Source organism: Janibacter sp. Y6, assembly GCF_040900765.1.
In the GTDB taxonomy this organism is placed as follows: domain Bacteria; phylum Actinomycetota; class Actinomycetes; order Actinomycetales; family Dermatophilaceae; genus Marihabitans; species Marihabitans melonis.
In genome coordinates this window covers 149,440-164,627 of the sequence record NZ_JAKLYZ010000006.1, presented here as the reverse complement: position 1 = coordinate 164,627, position 15,188 = coordinate 149,440, and the positions used below count along the sequence as shown (strand labels likewise).

At 74.9% G+C, this 15,188-nt stretch carries 13 protein-coding genes; 5 read left to right on the top strand and 8 right to left on the bottom strand.

Features of this window, described 5'->3' with window-relative positions:
- Window positions 1-89: 89 nt before the first annotated feature.
- Window positions 90-902 carry a crotonase/enoyl-CoA hydratase family protein gene (locus tag L6241_RS14160; protein WP_123092523.1) on the top strand — a complete coding sequence of 271 codons (813 nt, stop codon included), beginning with the start codon at window positions 90-92 and terminating at the stop codon, window positions 900-902.
- 58 nt (window positions 903-960) lie between these two features.
- Entirely contained in the window at window positions 961-2,040 is a 1,080-nt protein-coding gene (locus tag L6241_RS14155; RefSeq protein ID WP_252975807.1) for a GNAT family N-acetyltransferase, read from the top strand.
- 24 nt (window positions 2,041-2,064) lie between these two features.
- Here the strand turns inward: L6241_RS14155 and L6241_RS14150 are convergent, their stop codons facing one another.
- Both L6241_RS14150 and L6241_RS14145 read right to left on the bottom strand, forming a co-directional pair.
- Entirely contained in the window at window positions 2,065-3,315 is a 1,251-nt protein-coding gene (locus L6241_RS14150) for a trans-acting enoyl reductase family protein (RefSeq protein ID WP_368246790.1), read from the bottom strand.
- 123 nt (window positions 3,316-3,438) lie between these two features.
- On the bottom strand, window positions 3,439-3,876 hold the full coding sequence (locus L6241_RS14145) for a hypothetical protein (protein ID WP_368246789.1): 438 nt from the start codon (window positions 3,874-3,876) through the stop codon (window positions 3,439-3,441).
- Between the two features lie 6 nt (window positions 3,877-3,882).
- On the opposite strand from L6241_RS14145, the gene L6241_RS14140 reads away from it, so the two are divergent.
- Together L6241_RS14140 and L6241_RS14135 are read left to right on the top strand one after the other, a co-directional pair.
- A complete protein-coding gene (locus L6241_RS14140) occupies window positions 3,883-5,118 on the top strand; it encodes a cupin domain-containing protein (RefSeq protein ID WP_368246788.1) in 1,236 nt (411 codons plus the stop codon).
- A gap of 34 nt (window positions 5,119-5,152) precedes the next feature.
- Window positions 5,153-6,031, top strand: a complete 879-nt coding sequence (locus L6241_RS14135; protein ID WP_251720501.1) for a sucrase ferredoxin — start codon at window positions 5,153-5,155, stop codon at window positions 6,029-6,031.
- On the opposite strand, the gene L6241_RS14130 is transcribed toward L6241_RS14135, so the two are convergent.
- Window positions 6,008-7,537 carry a metallophosphoesterase gene (locus L6241_RS14130; protein ID WP_368246787.1) on the bottom strand — a complete coding sequence of 510 codons (1,530 nt, stop codon included), beginning with the start codon at window positions 7,535-7,537 and terminating at the stop codon, window positions 6,008-6,010. The genes L6241_RS14135 and L6241_RS14130 overlap by 24 nt on opposite strands.
- Window positions 7,538-7,588: 51 nt before the next feature.
- Between L6241_RS14130 and L6241_RS14125 the strand changes: the two genes are divergently transcribed.
- Complete coding sequence (locus L6241_RS14125; RefSeq protein ID WP_368246786.1) at window positions 7,589-9,250, top strand: FAD-binding dehydrogenase; 1,662 nt, start codon at window positions 7,589-7,591, stop codon at window positions 9,248-9,250.
- A 132-nt stretch (window positions 9,251-9,382) separates the two neighbouring features.
- Here the strand turns inward: L6241_RS14125 and L6241_RS14120 are convergent, their stop codons facing one another.
- The 5 genes from L6241_RS14120 to L6241_RS14100 all read right to left on the bottom strand — a co-directional run bounded on the left by L6241_RS14120 (window position 9,383) and on the right by L6241_RS14100 (window position 15,094).
- Window positions 9,383-12,286 (bottom strand): FtsX-like permease family protein, encoded by a 2,904-nt coding sequence (locus L6241_RS14120; protein ID WP_368246785.1) that lies wholly within the window; start codon window positions 12,284-12,286, stop codon window positions 9,383-9,385.
- Window positions 12,180-12,944, bottom strand: a complete 765-nt coding sequence (locus L6241_RS14115) for an ABC transporter ATP-binding protein (protein ID WP_368246784.1) — start codon at window positions 12,942-12,944, stop codon at window positions 12,180-12,182. The genes L6241_RS14120 and L6241_RS14115 overlap by 107 nt, the downstream gene beginning before the upstream one ends.
- Entirely contained in the window at window positions 12,941-13,594 is a 654-nt protein-coding gene (locus L6241_RS14110; protein WP_368246783.1) for a PadR family transcriptional regulator, read from the bottom strand. The genes L6241_RS14115 and L6241_RS14110 overlap by 4 nt, the downstream gene beginning before the upstream one ends.
- 202 nt (window positions 13,595-13,796) lie before the next feature.
- On the bottom strand, window positions 13,797-14,774 hold the full coding sequence (locus L6241_RS14105) for an NAD(P)H-quinone oxidoreductase (protein ID WP_251720554.1): 978 nt from the start codon (window positions 14,772-14,774) through the stop codon (window positions 13,797-13,799).
- A 41-nt stretch (window positions 14,775-14,815) separates the two neighbouring features.
- Entirely contained in the window at window positions 14,816-15,094 is a 279-nt protein-coding gene (locus tag L6241_RS14100; RefSeq protein WP_368246782.1) for a DUF4235 domain-containing protein, read from the bottom strand.
- Window positions 15,095-15,188: the final 94 nt, after the last annotated feature.

The following is a 15,188-nucleotide window of genomic DNA, read 5'->3' as shown; positions in this document are numbered from 1 at the left end:
ACCACCCGTCTCGACGGCCCTCGACCCTCACAGGCGGGGGCCGTCGTCGTGCCCGCCGACCCGCGGCACCCACGTCATAGGCTCCCGGCATGGCGACCTCTCACATCCGCACCACCCGTGACGGCGGCGTGGCCACCGTCGAGCTGCACCGGCCCGACAAGCTCAACGCGCTGACGCTCGACATGCTCGACGGCCTCGTCAGCACCGCCCACGAGCTCGGGCGCGACCGCTCGCTGCGGGCCGTGATCATCGCCGGGTCCGGCGAGTCCTTCTGCGCCGGGCTCGACTTCGCCACCGTCATGTCCGACCGGGCCGGTCTCTGGCGCGCCTTCGCCCCTCGGCCCTGGCGGGGGACGAACACCTTCCAGGAGGCGTGCTGGGCCTACCGCCGCCTGCCCGTGCCCGTCGTCGCCGCCGTGCACGGCAACTGCCTCGGCGGCGGGCTGCAGATCGCGCTCGGGGCCGACTTCCGGGTGACCACCCCGGACGCACGCTGGTCGGTCCTCGAGGGTCGCTGGGGGCTCATCCCCGACATGAGCGGCATCCAGGCGCTCTCGGAGCAGGTCGGCAAGGACGTCGCGAAGCGCCTGACGATGACCGCCGAGGTGCTCGACGGCGAGCGGGCGGTGGAGCTCGGCCTGGCCAGCGAGGTGGCGCTCGACCCGCGCGAGCGCGCCGGCGCCCTCGTCGACGAGCTGCTCACCCGCAGCCCCGACGCGCTGGCCTCGGCGAAGCGTCTCTTCGAGGGCACGTGGCACCGCGGGCCGCGGCACACCTTCGCCCGCGAGCGGGTCGAGCAGCTCGGCCTCCTCGTCGCCGCCAACACCAAGCGGGCGCGCTCGGCCGCCTTCGCCCGCACGACCCCCGAGTACGCCGACCGGGGCCGCCGCCTCCTGCCCTGACCCGCCGGATGGTGCACGCGCCCCGCACCGGGCAGGGGTGCGCTGGGAGACTGGGCCGGTGACCTCACCTCACCTCCCCATGCCCGACCTCGCCCCCGGCCTGCACGTGGTGCCCCCGACGCACGACGACGTGGCGGCGCTCGCGGCCCTCGCGACCGCGCAGAGACGGGCGGTGACCGGCAGCGGGTCGGTCGACGTCGACGAGGTCGCGATGGAGGTCACGGGCATCGGGTCGTGGACGCGTCGCCAGCTCCTCGTGCGCGACGGCGAAGGGGAGGACGCCCCCGTCGTCGCGTGGGCGAGGGTGCACGACCGTGCCGCCGGCCGGACGAACGTCGAGCTGACGGTCGCGCCCGACCGGGCGGACGGCGACGAGATCGCGGCGGCCCTGCTGCGCTGGGCCGAGGAGGTCGGCGTGACCTTCGCCGCCTTCCGCGGGCTCGGGGGCACGCTGCTCGACGTCAGCGTGCGCGCCGACGACGAGACCTACCGCCGCCGCCTCGAGGCTGCCGGGTACGAGGCGGTGCGCACCTGGCTGCAGATGAGCCGACCGGTGACCGAGGACGACGCCGGGCTCCCCGGCCCGCGCGAGGGGGTCGTCGTGCGCAGGGTCGCCACCCACGAGGACGGCATGCCCGTCGCCGAGGACGTCCAGACCGTGCACCGGATGCTCGAGGAGTCCTTCGCCGACCACTTCAACTCCTACCGGGAGTCCTTCGCGGAGTTCGTCCAGCGGCAGCGCGAGGCGACGGGTCACCGCTGGGACCACTGGTGGATCGCCGAGATCGACGTCGACGGGCAGTGGGTGCCCGGGGGCGCGGTCGTCTCCTCGGTGTCCGGCCGGGACGCCGACGGCCGGGTCGGCAGCTATGTCGACTACATCGGCGTGCACCGGCTGGCACGCGGGCGCGGGGTCGCGAAGGCCCTGCTGCACACCGTGATCCGCGACGCGCTGGAGCGCGGCCGCAACCGGGTCGCGCTCGAGGTCGACGCCGACAGCCCGACCGGTGCCGACGGGCTCTACGAGTCGATGGGGTGGACCACGGCGTACCGCACGACGTCCTTCCACCGGCACGTGGAGGTGCCCGGGGCGGACGGCCCGGTGCCGGTGGCCAAGCCGATCGACGACGAGGGCTGAGCCCGCGGCACCGGTCGGCTCGGCTCAGTCCTGCACCTCGAGCTGGAAGTCGAAGCCGCGCAGGCGCTCGGCGAGAGGCTCGGCCATCGCCGCCGCGGGGGTGAGCACGCCGCCGGGGCTGTCGACCTCGTCGAGCGCCAGGCACAGCGCGGCCTGACCGAGCATGATCGCGGTGCCGTTGTAGCCGGGGTCGTAGGGGGCACCCACCCGGGTGCGCACCTGCTGCCCGCTCGTCGTGCCCGCGACGACCTCCATCGCGAACATGCCCCGCTCGCGGGTCTCCTCGCTCGGGCCCTCGCCGGGCTCGGGGAGCACGCGGTCGAGGACGGCGCGGGTGGGGCCGAAGGCCATGCCCCCGGCCACCCCGAGCAGCCCGGCGGTCATCGCGACGGCCTTGAGCGGCGCGGTGCGCGAGCGTCCGAAGTCGCTCACCTCCTGGTAGCGGAAGTCGCGCCCGTAGGCGTAGCCGAGCAGCGCGTTGGTCCGGCGCACGACCCGGGTGTTGTACGACGCCATGACGAAGGGGCCCGTCCACCGGCCCTCGTCGGTGCGGCGCACCGGGATCGCCCGGGTGACGCGGGAGAGGGGAGAGGACCCGCCCCGAGACCTCGGGGCCGGCTCGGCTGCCCGGTCGGGGGACAGCCCGTAGGGGTCGGCGACGGTGCGTCGGGCGGTCTCGTCCTCGCGGGCGGCGATGGCCTGCTGGCGCATCGAGTCGATCGTGCCGCCGCTCAGCCCGCCGCGCATGCGCCGCACCGACAGGGTGGTCGTCGTCAGCTCGCCGAGCCCGCGCTCGCGGGCGGCCTCGGCGGTGAGCCAGACCCCGAGGTCCGAGGGCACGGAGTCGAAGCCGCAGGACGGCACGATGCGGGCTCCTGTGCGCCCGGCGAGCTCGTGGAAGGCGTCGGCCACGTCGTGCACGAAGAGCACCTCGCCGGTGAGGTCGGCGTAGTGGGTGCCGGCCTCGGCGCACGCTCGGACGACCTCGCGGCCGTGGCGGGCGTACGGGCCCACGGTCGTGGCGAGCACCCGGGGCCGGGCGGCCAGTGCGTCGCACGCGGGTCCGTCGGAGGCGTCGAGGACGACCCGCTCCCACTCGGCGGCGACCCCGCCGAGACGCTCGGCGACCGCGTCGAGCCGGGCGCGCGAGCGACCCGCGAGGGCGACCCGGAGGCCGGCGGGTGCGTGGTCGCGCAGGTGGGCGGCGGTCAGCTCGCCGACGAAGCCGGTCGCGCCGAAGAGGACGACGTCGAGGTCACGGGTGGTCGAGGCCATGACGCGACCCTACGCGGGCGAATTTCGGGGGAGCGCAAGACGCCTCCCCGAGCTGCTGAGCAGGTAGAACGGCAGGGCAGGGATCCCCTGACCGGCCCGAGGAAGTCCCCGCGGGCCCCCGCTTCAAGGAGGACGAGCATGACTCAGCCGAACGACGAGACGGTGCCCTCGGACGCAGCCCTCGGCGGTGTCCCGACGACCAGCGGTGACGGCGGCGCGGACGGCGGTGCCGATGGTGGCGCCGACGGCGGTGCCCACGGCCCCGCGGACGGCGGCGCCGGTGCGGGTGGCGACGGCGGTGCTGACGGTGGAGCCGATGGCGGTGCCGATGGTGGCGCGGACGGCGGTGCCGATGGCGGTGCTGACGGTGGAGCCGATGGCGGTGCCGACGGCGGCGCGACCCACGGCCCGGCCGACGGCGGTGCCCACGGCCCCGCGGACGGCGGCGCCGGTGCGGGTGGCGACGGCGGTGCTGACGGTGGAGCCGATGGCGGTGCCGATGGTGGCGCGGACGGCGGTGCCGACGGCGGCGCCGACCCCGTCGCACGTGGTCTCTGACATCTGTCGGTGAGCACCCCGACCTCGGGCCGGGCCGGTCAGGTGACCGGCCTGGCCCGACTCATCCGTACCGGGCGTGACGACTTCGCCCGGGATCACTGGGGCCGCGGGCCCCTGCTGTCCACCGCCGACCAGCTCGGCGGAGGTGGCTTCGACAGCCTCCTCGACGAGGACGCGGTCGACGAGCTGCTGACGACGCGGGGTCTGCGGACCCCCTTCGTCCGGGTGGCGAAGGCTGGTCGCACCCTCCCCGAGCGCTCCTTCACCGGACCGGCCGGTGTCGGCGCGAGCATCACCGACCAGGTCCGTGACGACGAGCTCGCGCGGCTCTTCGCCGACGGCCACACCATCGTCATGCAGGCTCTCCACCGCACGTGGGAGCCGGTGATGCGACTCGTCCAGGAGCTCTCGGACGACCTCGCGCACCCCGTGCAGGCCAACGCGTACATCACGCCGCCGCAGAGCACAGGCTTCTCCGCGCACTACGACGTGCACGACGTCTTCGTCCTGCAGATCAGCGGCGAGAAGAGGTGGCGCATCCACGCCCCCGTCCTCGTCGACCCCCTTCGCACCGAGCCGTGGGACCAGCGCGGCGACGCCGTCGCCGAGCAGGCGACGGGCGAGCCCGCGCTCGAGGCCACGATGCGGCCCGGTGACGTCCTCTACCTCCCGCGCGGGTGGCTGCACTCCGCGACCGCTCTCGGCGGCACGAGCACCCACCTCACCCTCGGCGTGCACACCTGGCAGGGCGGGCACGTCCTCGACGCCCTCGTCGACCACGCCCGTCGCGCTGTGGCCGACGACCCGCGGGTGCGCGCCTCGCTGCCCCTCGGCGTCGACCTCGGCGACCCGCACGCGCTCTCCGGCACCCTCGACCACGTGCGCGACGCCCTCGTCCGCGCCGTCCAGGAGGTGCCGGACGATGTCCTCGCGCAGAGCCTGCTCGGCCGGTCGCACGGGTCGCGCCGGGCCGCCCCCGTCGCGCCGCTGCGCACGGCGCGCGACCTCGCCGCCCTCGAGCAGGACCCGACGGGCTGGGTGCTGCGTCGGCGCGACCACCTCGGCGCCGTGCTCCACGGCGGCGTGCTGCGCAGCCGCGCCGGGACCGTGACCGTCGCCGCCGACGACTCCGCCTGCGTCACCCGTCTGCTCGACGAGGGCGTCGTCCCCGCGGGCGACCTCGGCGTCGACCTCGCCCGCCGTCTCGTCCTCGCCGGTCTGGCGACCCCGGACCGGGCGGTGTGACGAGGGCCCGAGCGCGCAGCCTAGGCTCGTGCCGATGACCCTGACCCCTGCCGACCAGCGCTGGCGGTGCTCGGTCGCCGCCCGCGAGCGCGACGACGCACCGATCGGCACGGCGGTGCCCGCCCCCCGGTGGATGCTCGTCGGGCACCCGGGCCCGTGGGCCGAGAAGGCCGCGCGCACCGACCCCGTCGCAGGTGTGCGCCCGGCTCTCGTCTCGCGGCTCGACGCCGTCGGGGCGCGGCTGCAGCTCATCCGCCCGCACGGCCGGTCCGAAGACTTCCAGGCCCCGTGGCCCGTCTTCCTCGTCGACTGCACGACGGGACGGATCGGGCGCTACACCTGGTCCGAGCCCGAGGACCTCGTCGAGATCGCCGCGCACTTCGCCGAGCTGCCCGAGGTCTGCACCGACCCCCTGGTCCTCGTGTGCTGCCACGGCAAGAAGGACGTGTGCTGCGCGGTCGAGGGGCGCCTCGTCGCCCGTGTCCTCGACGACGTGCTGCCCGGGTCGGTGTGGGAGACCACCCACCTCGGCGGTGACCGCTTCGCCGGCAACCTCGCGATCCTCCCGGAGGGCTCGATGTACGGCCGGGTCGACGGCACGAACGCACCCGACGTCGTCGTCGGTCATCTCGACGGCGTCGTCGACCTCGAGCGGTGGCGGGGCCGGTGCACGTGGAGCTCGCCCGAGCAGGTCGCGGTGCGCGACGTCCTCGCCGGCGGGGTCCGTCTCGCGGACGTGGCGTCGGCCCGGGCGAGCGCCGCGGGTCAGCACGAGTGGGACGTCGTCGTGAGCGCCGGGGGCGAGGAGCACGTCCGCCGCGTGCGGCGAGACTTCTCCGAGCCGCGGCGGCTGACGTGCGGTCTCGACCTCGCGGTCATGGCGCAGTGGTCAGTCGCCGAGCGGGCGCACTGACAGCTCGCCCGTGCCGCAGGTGCGGCCCTCCGCCGGCGGCTCCATGATGCGGGCCGCGTTGAGCACCGACACCCGGTCCAGGCTCGGCCGGCCCTCGAGGACCGAGCGGTAGAGGTAGCGCGTGAGCGTCTGCCCGCGGCACTGGTCGTCGATCGTCAGCAGGTCGAAGCTGCTCGGCTGGCCGACGAGCTCCTGGTCGGCCTCGTCGAGGCGGAAGTGCGAGAGCGTGCCGCCCCCGGTGAAGGTGCCGAGCGCGACCCGGTTGCCGTCGACGTCGGGGACGTGCCCGTGCCCGTGGACCCTCAACCGCCCCGGGGCGTCGGCGAGGGCGGGGGCCTCGTGCGAGAGCGTGAGGTCCGGCGGCTGGGCGTCGCCGAGGGCCTCGACCCATCGGTCGCGGGCGGCCTCCTGCGGCTCTGTGCTGCCGTCGTCGGCGTCGCCGTAGTACCGCGGGTCGCCGAAGCCGGCGATCCGCACACCGCCGACGTCGGCGAGGGCGTAGCTGCCGTCGCCCGGGTCGGGAAGGACGACGTCGTCGACCGTCGACAGGGCGTCGAGGAGCGCGGTGTCGTCGGCGGATGTCGCGTCGTGGTTGCCGCGGACGAAGACGTAGGGGACCCCGAGCGACTCGATACCGCGGGTGATCCGCGAGAGCCGCAGCTCCTCGACCCGGCCGAGGTTGACGAGGTCACCGGTGTCGACGACGACGTCGACGTCGCGCTCCTGCACGATCGTGCGCATGAGCGCGTACTGGTTGGAGGCGTGGATGTCCGAGACGAGCAGCACGGTGACCGCCGGGCGGGTGGCGATCTCGGTGGGCGTGTACTCGCTGCCCAGCGCGGCGGACAGGGCGAGGAGGTTGCGCAGGTAGGGCGCGGCCTGGCCGGCCCGCTCCTCGACGTCGGTGAAGAGCGAGGCGTTGTCGGCGGCCAGGCGCAGCAGACCGGTCGTCTCCAGGGCGGCGAAGCGCTCCTCGCGGTAGGTGCTCGCGGCGCCGATGCCGACGGCGGCGCACGTGAGGCCCCACACGAGCGCGGTGCCGACGACGGCCCGGGCCCCAGGTCGGCGGCGCCGCCACAGCGAGCGCACGGCGAGGACGGCGCCGGCGCCGAGCAGGGCGCCGCCGGCCATCCGCAGGCCCACGCCCACCGCGGCCTCCTCGATGACCCGGGCGCGCTCTGCCCCGCCGACGACGAGCTCGGTCGTGCTCACCCGGCCGCCGGCCACGACGTCGGTGACTTCCTCGCGGATCTGCGGCTCGACCTCGATGCCCGGGGCGAGGCCCGTGAAGTCGGCCGAGACGCTCCCCACGACCGTCTCGGCGCTGATCGAGGAGCGCTGCTCCCACGACGGCGACAGCCGGACCTGCGCGGAGTAGTAGTCGGTGCTCACCGTCGTCGGGAGCAGGACCGTCGTGACGACGCCCGTCACGAGGGCGACGAGCGCGGTGACGACGGCGGTGAGGACCACCCCGCCGACGCGGCGCACGGCGAAGGGGGACGGCATGGCTCGATGGTACGAAGGACGCCCCGGGTTACCCGCGGGTAGGATCTGGCCATGGATGCAGACGTCGTCGTCGTCGGACATGGCCTCGCCGGTCTCGTCGCCACCGCAGAGCTCGCCGACGCCGGTCGCCGGGTGCTCGTGGTCGACCAGGAGCCCCGCTCGGGGATCGGCGGCCAGGCCCACTGGTCCTTCGGCGGGCTCTTCTTCGTCGACAGCCCCGAGCAGCGCCGGATGGGCATCTCCGACAGCCACGAGCTCGCGCTCGCCGACTGGATGGGCTCGGCCGGCTTCGACCGGCCCGAGGACCACTGGCCCCGGGAGTGGGCTCAGGCCTACGTCGACTTCGCCGCCGGGGAGAAGAGGTCGTGGCTGCACCAGCAGGGCATGCGCTTCTTCCCGCTCGTCGGCTGGGCCGAGCGCGGGGACGGCACCGCGGACGGGCACGGCAACTCCGTGCCGCGCTTCCACATCACCTGGGGCACCGGACCGGGGGTCGTCGCCCCCTTCGCCGAACGGGTGGCCGCGGCCGAGCAGGCCGGCCTCGTCACCTTCGCCCACCGTCACCGCGTCGACGAGCTGCTCGTCGACGGGGGAGCGGTCACCGGGGTCCGGGGGGTGGTCCTCGCACCCGACGACCACCCCCGCGGCGAGAGCACGAACCGCGACCCCGTCGGCGACTTCGAGCTGCGCGCTCCCGCCGTCGTCGTCGCGAGCGGCGGCATCGGCGCGAACCACGACCTCGTGCGCGCGGCCTGGCCCCAGCGCCTCGGCGAGCCGCCGCGGCGGATGGTCACCGGGGTCCCGGCGCACGTCGACGGGCGGATGATCGCCATCACCGAGCAGGCCGGCGCGCGCGTCATCAACCGCGACCGGATGTGGCACTACGTCGAGGGGGTGCGCAACTGGGACCCGATCTGGCCCGGCCACGGCATCCGGATCCTGCCGGGACCGAGCTCGATCTGGCTCGACGCCACCGGTCGCCGCCTGCCCGCGCCGCTCTTCCCCGGCTACGACACCCTCGGCACGCTCGCCCACCTGAGGCGCACCGGGCACGACCACTCGTGGTTCGTCACGAACCGCACGATCGCCGGCAAGGAGTTCGCCCTGTCGGGCTCGGAGCAGAACGCCGACCTCACCGGCCGCTCGGTGCGCGCGGTCGCGCGTCGACCGGTGACCCCGGTGCCGCCGTCGGTCCAGGCCTTCCTCGACAAGGGCGTCGACTGGGTCGAGGCCGACTCGCTCGACGAGCTCGTCGCGCGGATGGGCGAGCTGCGCGAGGAGGGCGAGCCCGAGCTCGACGTCGAGACCGTGCGTCACGAGGTGCTCGCCCGGGACGCGCAGGTCGGCAACCCCTTCAGCAAGGACGCGCAGCTCGCGGCGATGGCGGTCGCCGGCCGCTACCGCGGTGACCGGCTGAGCAAGCGGGCCTACCCGCCCCACCCGATCACCGACCCCGCCCGCGGCCCGCTCGTCGCCGTGAAGCTGCACATCCTGTCGCGCAAGACGCTCGGGGGCTTCGAGACCGACCTGTCCGCCCGGGTGCTCGGCCACGACGGCGAGCCGATCCGCGGCCTGTACGCGGCGGGCGAGGCGGCGGGCTTCGGCGGCGGCGGGGTCCACGGGTATCGCGCGCTCGAAGGCACCTTCCTCGGCGGGTGCATCTTCTCCGGCCGCACCGCGGGCCGGGCGATCGCCGGCGAGCTCGCCGACTGACGCCGCCCGGGTCGAGGTGATGCGGTGCGTCCGGACGCACGACATCACCTCGACCGAAGCTGATCCCCCCTGTCGCCCCCTGACCGAGGAGGACGGCCCGGCCCCCTGCGCCGGGCCGCCCTCCTCGGCGGTCTAGGCCGTGCGCCGGGTCGCGTCCGGGGCCCGGCGGATGCCGGCCGCGGCGATGGCCCCGGCGAGGAGCGGCACGACGACGAGCACGACGAGCAGCGGCAGCCACGGGATGACGACGATCGGCGAGGCCACCACGGAGGTGCCCTCGACCGGGTCGAAGGACGTGCCCGTGAGGGGGACCGTGAGGGCGATGCCGGGCACTGCGCCGACGACCACCCCCAGGCAGACCCCGACCACCGCGAGGGCGAAGGTCTGCGCCCCGGCCATCCACCGGCGGGTGCGCCGGTCCGCACCGACGGCCGCGAGGGTCGCCTGGTCGCTCTCCTGCTCTGCGAGGCTCAGCGCCGTCGACGTCGTCGTGACGACGAGGAGCACCGCGGTGAAGATGCCGAGCAGGATCGCGATGATGAGGAAGAGCGGGTTCTGGTAGCCGCGCTCGACCTGCACCCCGCCGGTGTCGCCGACCTCGGTCTGGACGCGGTCCGCGACCTCCTGGCTCACCCCGTCGTCGCTGTGACCGACGAGCGTCCCGGTGACGAGGGGCCAGCCCGCGTCGTCGGCGACCTCGTCGGGGACGAGCAGGGTGAACCCCAGGCCTCGAGCAGCGTCGTCGTCGGACTCCGGCAGGTGGACGACCGGGAGGCGGGTGGCGCTCGTGCGGCCGTCCACCTGCGCGGTGCCGGTGTCGCCGTAGCGGACGTCGCCCCGGGTGACGGTGATCTCGCCGTCGCGCACCGCCCCGGCCGTGCGGTCGCCGCCGAGGAGGACGGCAGCGCCCGACCGGACCTGGCTCGCCTCGTCGCCGTCGAGGTCGAGGCGGCGCACGATCTCGTCGGCGGGCAGGACGGCCAGGCCCGAGGCGTTGGTCAGCGAGAGCGTGCCGGAGACGGAGGCGCAGCGGCCGCCCTGGGCGTCCACCGTCGCGTCGGCCGCCTGCTCGAGGGTGCACCCGGGCGGCAGGAGCTCGAGGACCGGCTGCGCCGCGTCGGGGTCGGAGTCCTGCGAGCCGGGCGTGCGCGCCGTCGCGAAGGTGACGCCGGGGGCGATCTGACCGGCGCGCGCGATGACGGCCTGCAGCGCGTCGGGCGAGGCGTAGGCGACGAGCTCGCCGGGCAGCGCGGAGGCGAGGTACTCGCGGCGGGACTGCTCGTCGTCGCTCGCGGTCGCGACGAGGGTCATCGTCAGCACGGCGGTGCCGGCGAGGATCGCGGCCACCGTCGGGGCGCTGCGGGAGCGGTGCCGGGCGAGGTCACGCGTCGCCATCCGCAGGGGCAGCGGCAGCCGGCCGCCGATCCTGGCGAGCAGGTGCAGGATCGTCGGGACGACCATGAGCGCGCCGAGCACGAGCGCGAAGGCTGCCGCCGCGATGACGAGGGCAGACAGCTGGCGCAGGGCGCCGCCGATGACGCCGGTACCGCCGAGGAGCACGAGCACGAGGCCGAGGACGAGCATCCACCGGCTGGGCGGCGGGGGAGCGTGCTGGCCCTTCATCACCCCGACGACGTCGAGCCGCGACAGGCGCTGCGCGGGCATGAGCGCCGCGATGACCGACGACAGCACGGCGAGCGCCGCGATGGCGAGGACGGCGAGCACGGGCACCTCGAAGGGCCCCATCGGCCAGCCGCGGCTGGTCGAGATCCACTGCGCCAGCCCCCAGGCACCGGCGACACCGAGGCCGGCGCCGAGGACCGAGCTGAGCCCGCCGAGGACGACGGCCTGGGCGAGCACGCTGCGGCGCAGCTGGCTCGTCGTCGCGCCGTTGCTCGCGGCGAGCGCGAGGGTGCGGCGCTGACGTGCCGCGCCGACGGCGAAGGCCGGTCCGACGAGGAGGGTGACGACGAGGACGAGCAGGACGCCGCCGATGACGACGATGTCGGTGACCTGGCCGTCCTGGGAGCTCTGCTGCGCGGCGATCGTCTCGGCAGCTCGGACGTCGACGGGGGGTCGAGCAGGACGGCGGCGCTCGTCACGGCGAGGCCGTAGCCGCCGAGCCGTCGTACCTCCTGCCAGCCCATCGGCTCGTCCCGCTCGACGAACCACGACACGGGAGACGCGGAGCTCGCCGGACCGAGGTCGGTCGTCACGGCGTCGTAGATGCCGCCCCACGTCGTGTAGGCGCGGACCGTGCCGACGACCTGGACGGTGCGGGTCGAGTCGCGGCCGTCGACGACCTGCACGGCACCCGACTGAGGGATCCCGCGATCGGCGACGGTGGGCGAGACGAGGATCTCGTCGGGCGAGGTCGGCCAGCGGCCCGAGAGCAGCTCGACCTTGTCGCCGAGCGCCTCGGGGTCGGTGACGCCGAGGGCGAAGAGGCGCGGGGTGCGGTCGCCGACGCGCATCGCGAGCTCGCGCTCGGTCCACGAGATGGCGCGCCCGTCGACGAGCTCGCCGATCGCCGCGGCGTCGCTCTCGACGTCGGTGCCGTCGCCGTACCCGGGGATCGGCGCCGCGCTCTCGTCCCGCGAGCTGTACCCCTGCGAGTCGGGCGACGGGCCCTGGTCGATCGCGGACGCCTCTGGGGGCCGGACGAGCGCGGTCGTGCCGCCGACCTTGTACTGCACGTCCTCGGACATGCTGATCTGCTGCGTTGCGCCGAGGGTGAGCGCCGCGCAGATGAGCGCGGTGGGCAGGCCGACCATGAGCAGGACGACGAGGCTGCGCCCCCGGTAGCGGCCGACGTCGCGCCGGGCCATGCGCAGGGCGACGCGCCACGACGAGACGAAGGTCCCCGTGGGGCGCTCGCCGACGCTGCCGCGCTCGGGCAGCGTGTCGCGGTCGGGGCGGGTCAGCGTGCTCACGACGCGCCCTCGGGCAGCAGGTCCTCGACCCGGCCGGGGTCACCGGTCGTGTCGACGACGCGGCCGTCGCGCAGGAAGACGACGCGGTCGGCCCACGCGGCATGGCGGGCCTCGTGGGTGACGAGCAGCCCCGCGACGCCCTCGTCGCACCGGCGACGCAGGATGCGCAGGACCTCCTCGCCGGTCTCGCTGTCGAGCGCGCCCGTCGGCTCGTCGGCGAGGACGAGGCGACGGCCGCCGACGAGGGCGCGGGCGATGGCCACCCGCTGCTGCTGACCGCCCGACATCTGGTCGGGGTAGCGGTCGGTGAGCTCTCGCAGGTCGAGCATGCCCAGGGCCTCGCGGGCGGCACGGCGACCGGCGCGCACCCCCACCCCGTCGAGCTCGAGGGGGAGCGCGACGTTCTCGCCCGCCGTGAGCGAGGGGATGAGGTTGTAGTCCTGGAAGACGAAGCCGACGCGGCGACGGCGCAGCTCGGCGAGCTGGCGCGGTCGCAGCTGGGCGACGTCGTGGCCCTCGATGATCACCTGGCCGCTCGTCGCGCGGTCGAGGCCGCCGGCGAGGTTGAGCAGGGTCGACTTGCCCGACCCGCTCGGGCCCATGACGGCGACGAGCTCGCCGGGCCGGATCGCGAGGTCCACCCCGCGCAGCGCGCTCACCGCGGTGTCGCCCTCGCCGTGCGTGCGGGTCACCCCGCTCAGCTGGAGGACCGCCCCCTTCGAGTCGGTGCGGGTGTCCCTGACCTGCGCCGTCGCCGTCATCGCTGCTCCCCTGCTCGTGCCGAGGCCGCCGCGGACGCGGGGGCCGTGCTGCTCGTGCCGCCGTCGGGCGGCGGCGTGGCCACCGGGCCACGCGGTCGGACCCGCTCGCGGGCGAGGCGCGACTCGACGTGGTCGAGCCAGCGCACCTCCGACTCCGCGGCGAAGATGAGGTTCTCGACGACGAGGAGCCAGGCGAGATCTCGCTGCCCGCCGCTCGTCGTCGTGCCCGACTCGTGCTGGTCGAGAGCGCTCTGCTTGAGCCGGGTGAGGTCGCGCAGGTGACGCAGGCTCGCCGTGCGCTGGGTCTGCACGAGCGTGGGCACGTCGACGCCGGGCGCGGTCACCGCGAGGGCGAGCTTGATGACGAGCTCGTCGCGGGGGCTGCTGTCGCGGACGACGGGCGTGCCCCACCAGCGCAGGACGTCGGTGCGACCCTCCTGGGTGAGGCGGTAGGTGATCCGCCCCTCCTCGTCGGGGGCGTCGGCCTGCTCGACGAGACCGTCGCGCTCGAGCCGGGCGAGGGTCGTGTAGACCTGCCCGATGTTGAGCGGCCACGTGCCGCCGGTGCGGGCCTCGAACTCTGCGCGCAGCTGCGCGCCGTACATGGGCTGCTCGTCGAGCAGTGCCAGCAGACCGAGCCGGACGGACATGAGGACCTCGTATCACCGGGGCGAATACTCGGTATGCATCGCCGGTGCGGCGAAGGTATACCCGGTATGCGCCCGGCGGCAAGCGGGTCGTCCGGTCGGCGCGTCCTCGCGTCCGACGGGGCCGGGTACGGCTCTCCCCCTCCGCCCGGCGGGGGCGAAGGGGGAGAGGGGAGGCGCCTGCGGTGACGCGACGAGCCGGGGCTCAGGGCACGAGGAGGACCTTGCCGATGTGCTGGCTCTCCTCGAGCTCGCGGTGCGCGTCGGCGGCACGCTCGAGCGGGTGGGTGCCCTGGATGACCGGGCGGAAGACGCCGTCCTCGATGAGGGGCCACACGTGCTCGCGGACCGCGGCGACGATGGCCGCCTTCTCGGCAGCGGGACGGGCGCGCAGCGAGGTCGCGATGACCGCGGCCCGCTTCTTCACGAGCGCCCGGAGGTCCAGCTCGGCCTTCGCGCCGCCCATGAGACCGATGTTGACGAGACGGCCGTTCGTCGCGAGGGCGTCGATGTTGCGGGCGAGGTACTTCGCGCCGATGTTGTCGAGGAGGACGTCGGCGCCGTGGCCGTCGGTCTCCTCCTTGAGCCGCTCGACGAAGTCCTCGTCCTTGTAGCTGATGAGGATGTCGGCACCGAGCTCGCGGCAGGCGTCGAGCTTGGCCTGCGAGCCGGCGGTGACGGCGACGCGGGCGCCGGCGGCCTTCGCGAGCTGGATCGCCGTCGTCCCGATGCCGGAGGAGCCCCCGTGGATGAGCAGGGTCTCGCCGGGCTGGAGGACGGCGGTCATGAAGACGTTGCTCCACACGGTGCAGACGACCTCGGGCAGACCGGCCGCGTCGACGAGCGAGACGCCCGCGGGCACCGGGAGGACCTGGGTGGCCGCGACCGCCACCGCCTCGGCGTAGCCGCCCCCGTCGAGCAGCGCGCAGACCTCGTCGCCGACGGCGAGGCCCTCGACCCCTTCGCCGATCTCCGCGACGGTCCCGCTCACCTCGAGACCGGGCAGCGGAGAGGCCCCGGGCGGCGGCGGGTAGGCGCCCTTGCGCTGGAAGAGGTCAGCCCGGTTGACCCCGGCCGCGGCCACGTCGATGACGACCTGACCAGGACCGGCCGCGGGGCGCTCGACCTCCGTGACCTGCAGGACGTCGGGCTCTCCGGGCTCAGTGATCTCGATCGCACGCATCATGGGCCCCACCCTACGGACGGGGCTCCGACGCGGATCGCTCAGGCGCCGCCCTGCTGCATGTCCTTGGGCAGGTGACCAGCGGAGCGCTGGTAGAGCTGCGCAGCCTTGCGGGTGGCCATCGTGCGGGCCAGGCCCATGGCCAGACCGGCGAGGGCGGCGTAGACGAGCGCCTCGCCGACGGGGCTCTCGGGGTTGCGCGGGTCGATGTCGACGTCGCGGCCGGCCTTCTTCCAGGCGGCGGTGACGACCTTGTTCGCGACGGTGCCCGCGGCGATGGCCAGACCGGTGCCCAGGACCTTCCAGAGTGCGTTGCCCATGATTTCCTCACCTCGACGTGCGTTGCGCACGACCGCCCGACCTGGGCAGTCGTGCCTGCCTTCGGCACTCTGCCACAGCCTGGGCTATCCTCGG

Coding starts and splice junctions, on each gene's coding strand:
- L6241_RS14145 (WP_368246789.1), bottom strand. CDS start 3,876: ATGTCAGAGACCACGTGCGACGGGGTCGGCGCCGCCGTCGGCACCGCC.
- L6241_RS14125 (WP_368246786.1), top strand. CDS start 7,589: ATGGATGCAGACGTCGTCGTCGTCGGACATGGCCTCGCCGGTCTCGTC.
- L6241_RS14120 (WP_368246785.1), bottom strand. CDS start 12,286: ATGCCGCGTGGGCCGACCGCGTCGTCTTCCTGCGCGACGGCCGCGTCG.
- L6241_RS14110 (WP_368246783.1), bottom strand. CDS start 13,594: ATGTCCGTCCGGCTCGGTCTGCTGGCACTGCTCGACGAGCAGCCCATG.
- L6241_RS14100 (WP_368246782.1), bottom strand. CDS start 15,094: ATGGGCAACGCACTCTGGAAGGTCCTGGGCACCGGTCTGGCCATCGCC.
- L6241_RS14105 (WP_251720554.1), bottom strand. CDS start 14,774: ATGCGTGCGATCGAGATCACTGAGCCCGGAGAGCCCGACGTCCTGCAG.
- L6241_RS14150 (WP_368246790.1), bottom strand. CDS start 3,315: ATGGCCTCGACCACCCGTGACCTCGACGTCGTCCTCTTCGGCGCGACC.
- L6241_RS14115 (WP_368246784.1), bottom strand. CDS start 12,944: ATGACGGCGACGGCGCAGGTCAGGGACACCCGCACCGACTCGAAGGGG.
- L6241_RS14135 (WP_251720501.1), top strand. CDS start 5,153: ATGACCCTGACCCCTGCCGACCAGCGCTGGCGGTGCTCGGTCGCCGCC.
- L6241_RS14130 (WP_368246787.1), bottom strand. CDS start 7,537: ATGCCGTCCCCCTTCGCCGTGCGCCGCGTCGGCGGGGTGGTCCTCACC.
- L6241_RS14160 (WP_123092523.1), top strand. CDS start 90: ATGGCGACCTCTCACATCCGCACCACCCGTGACGGCGGCGTGGCCACC.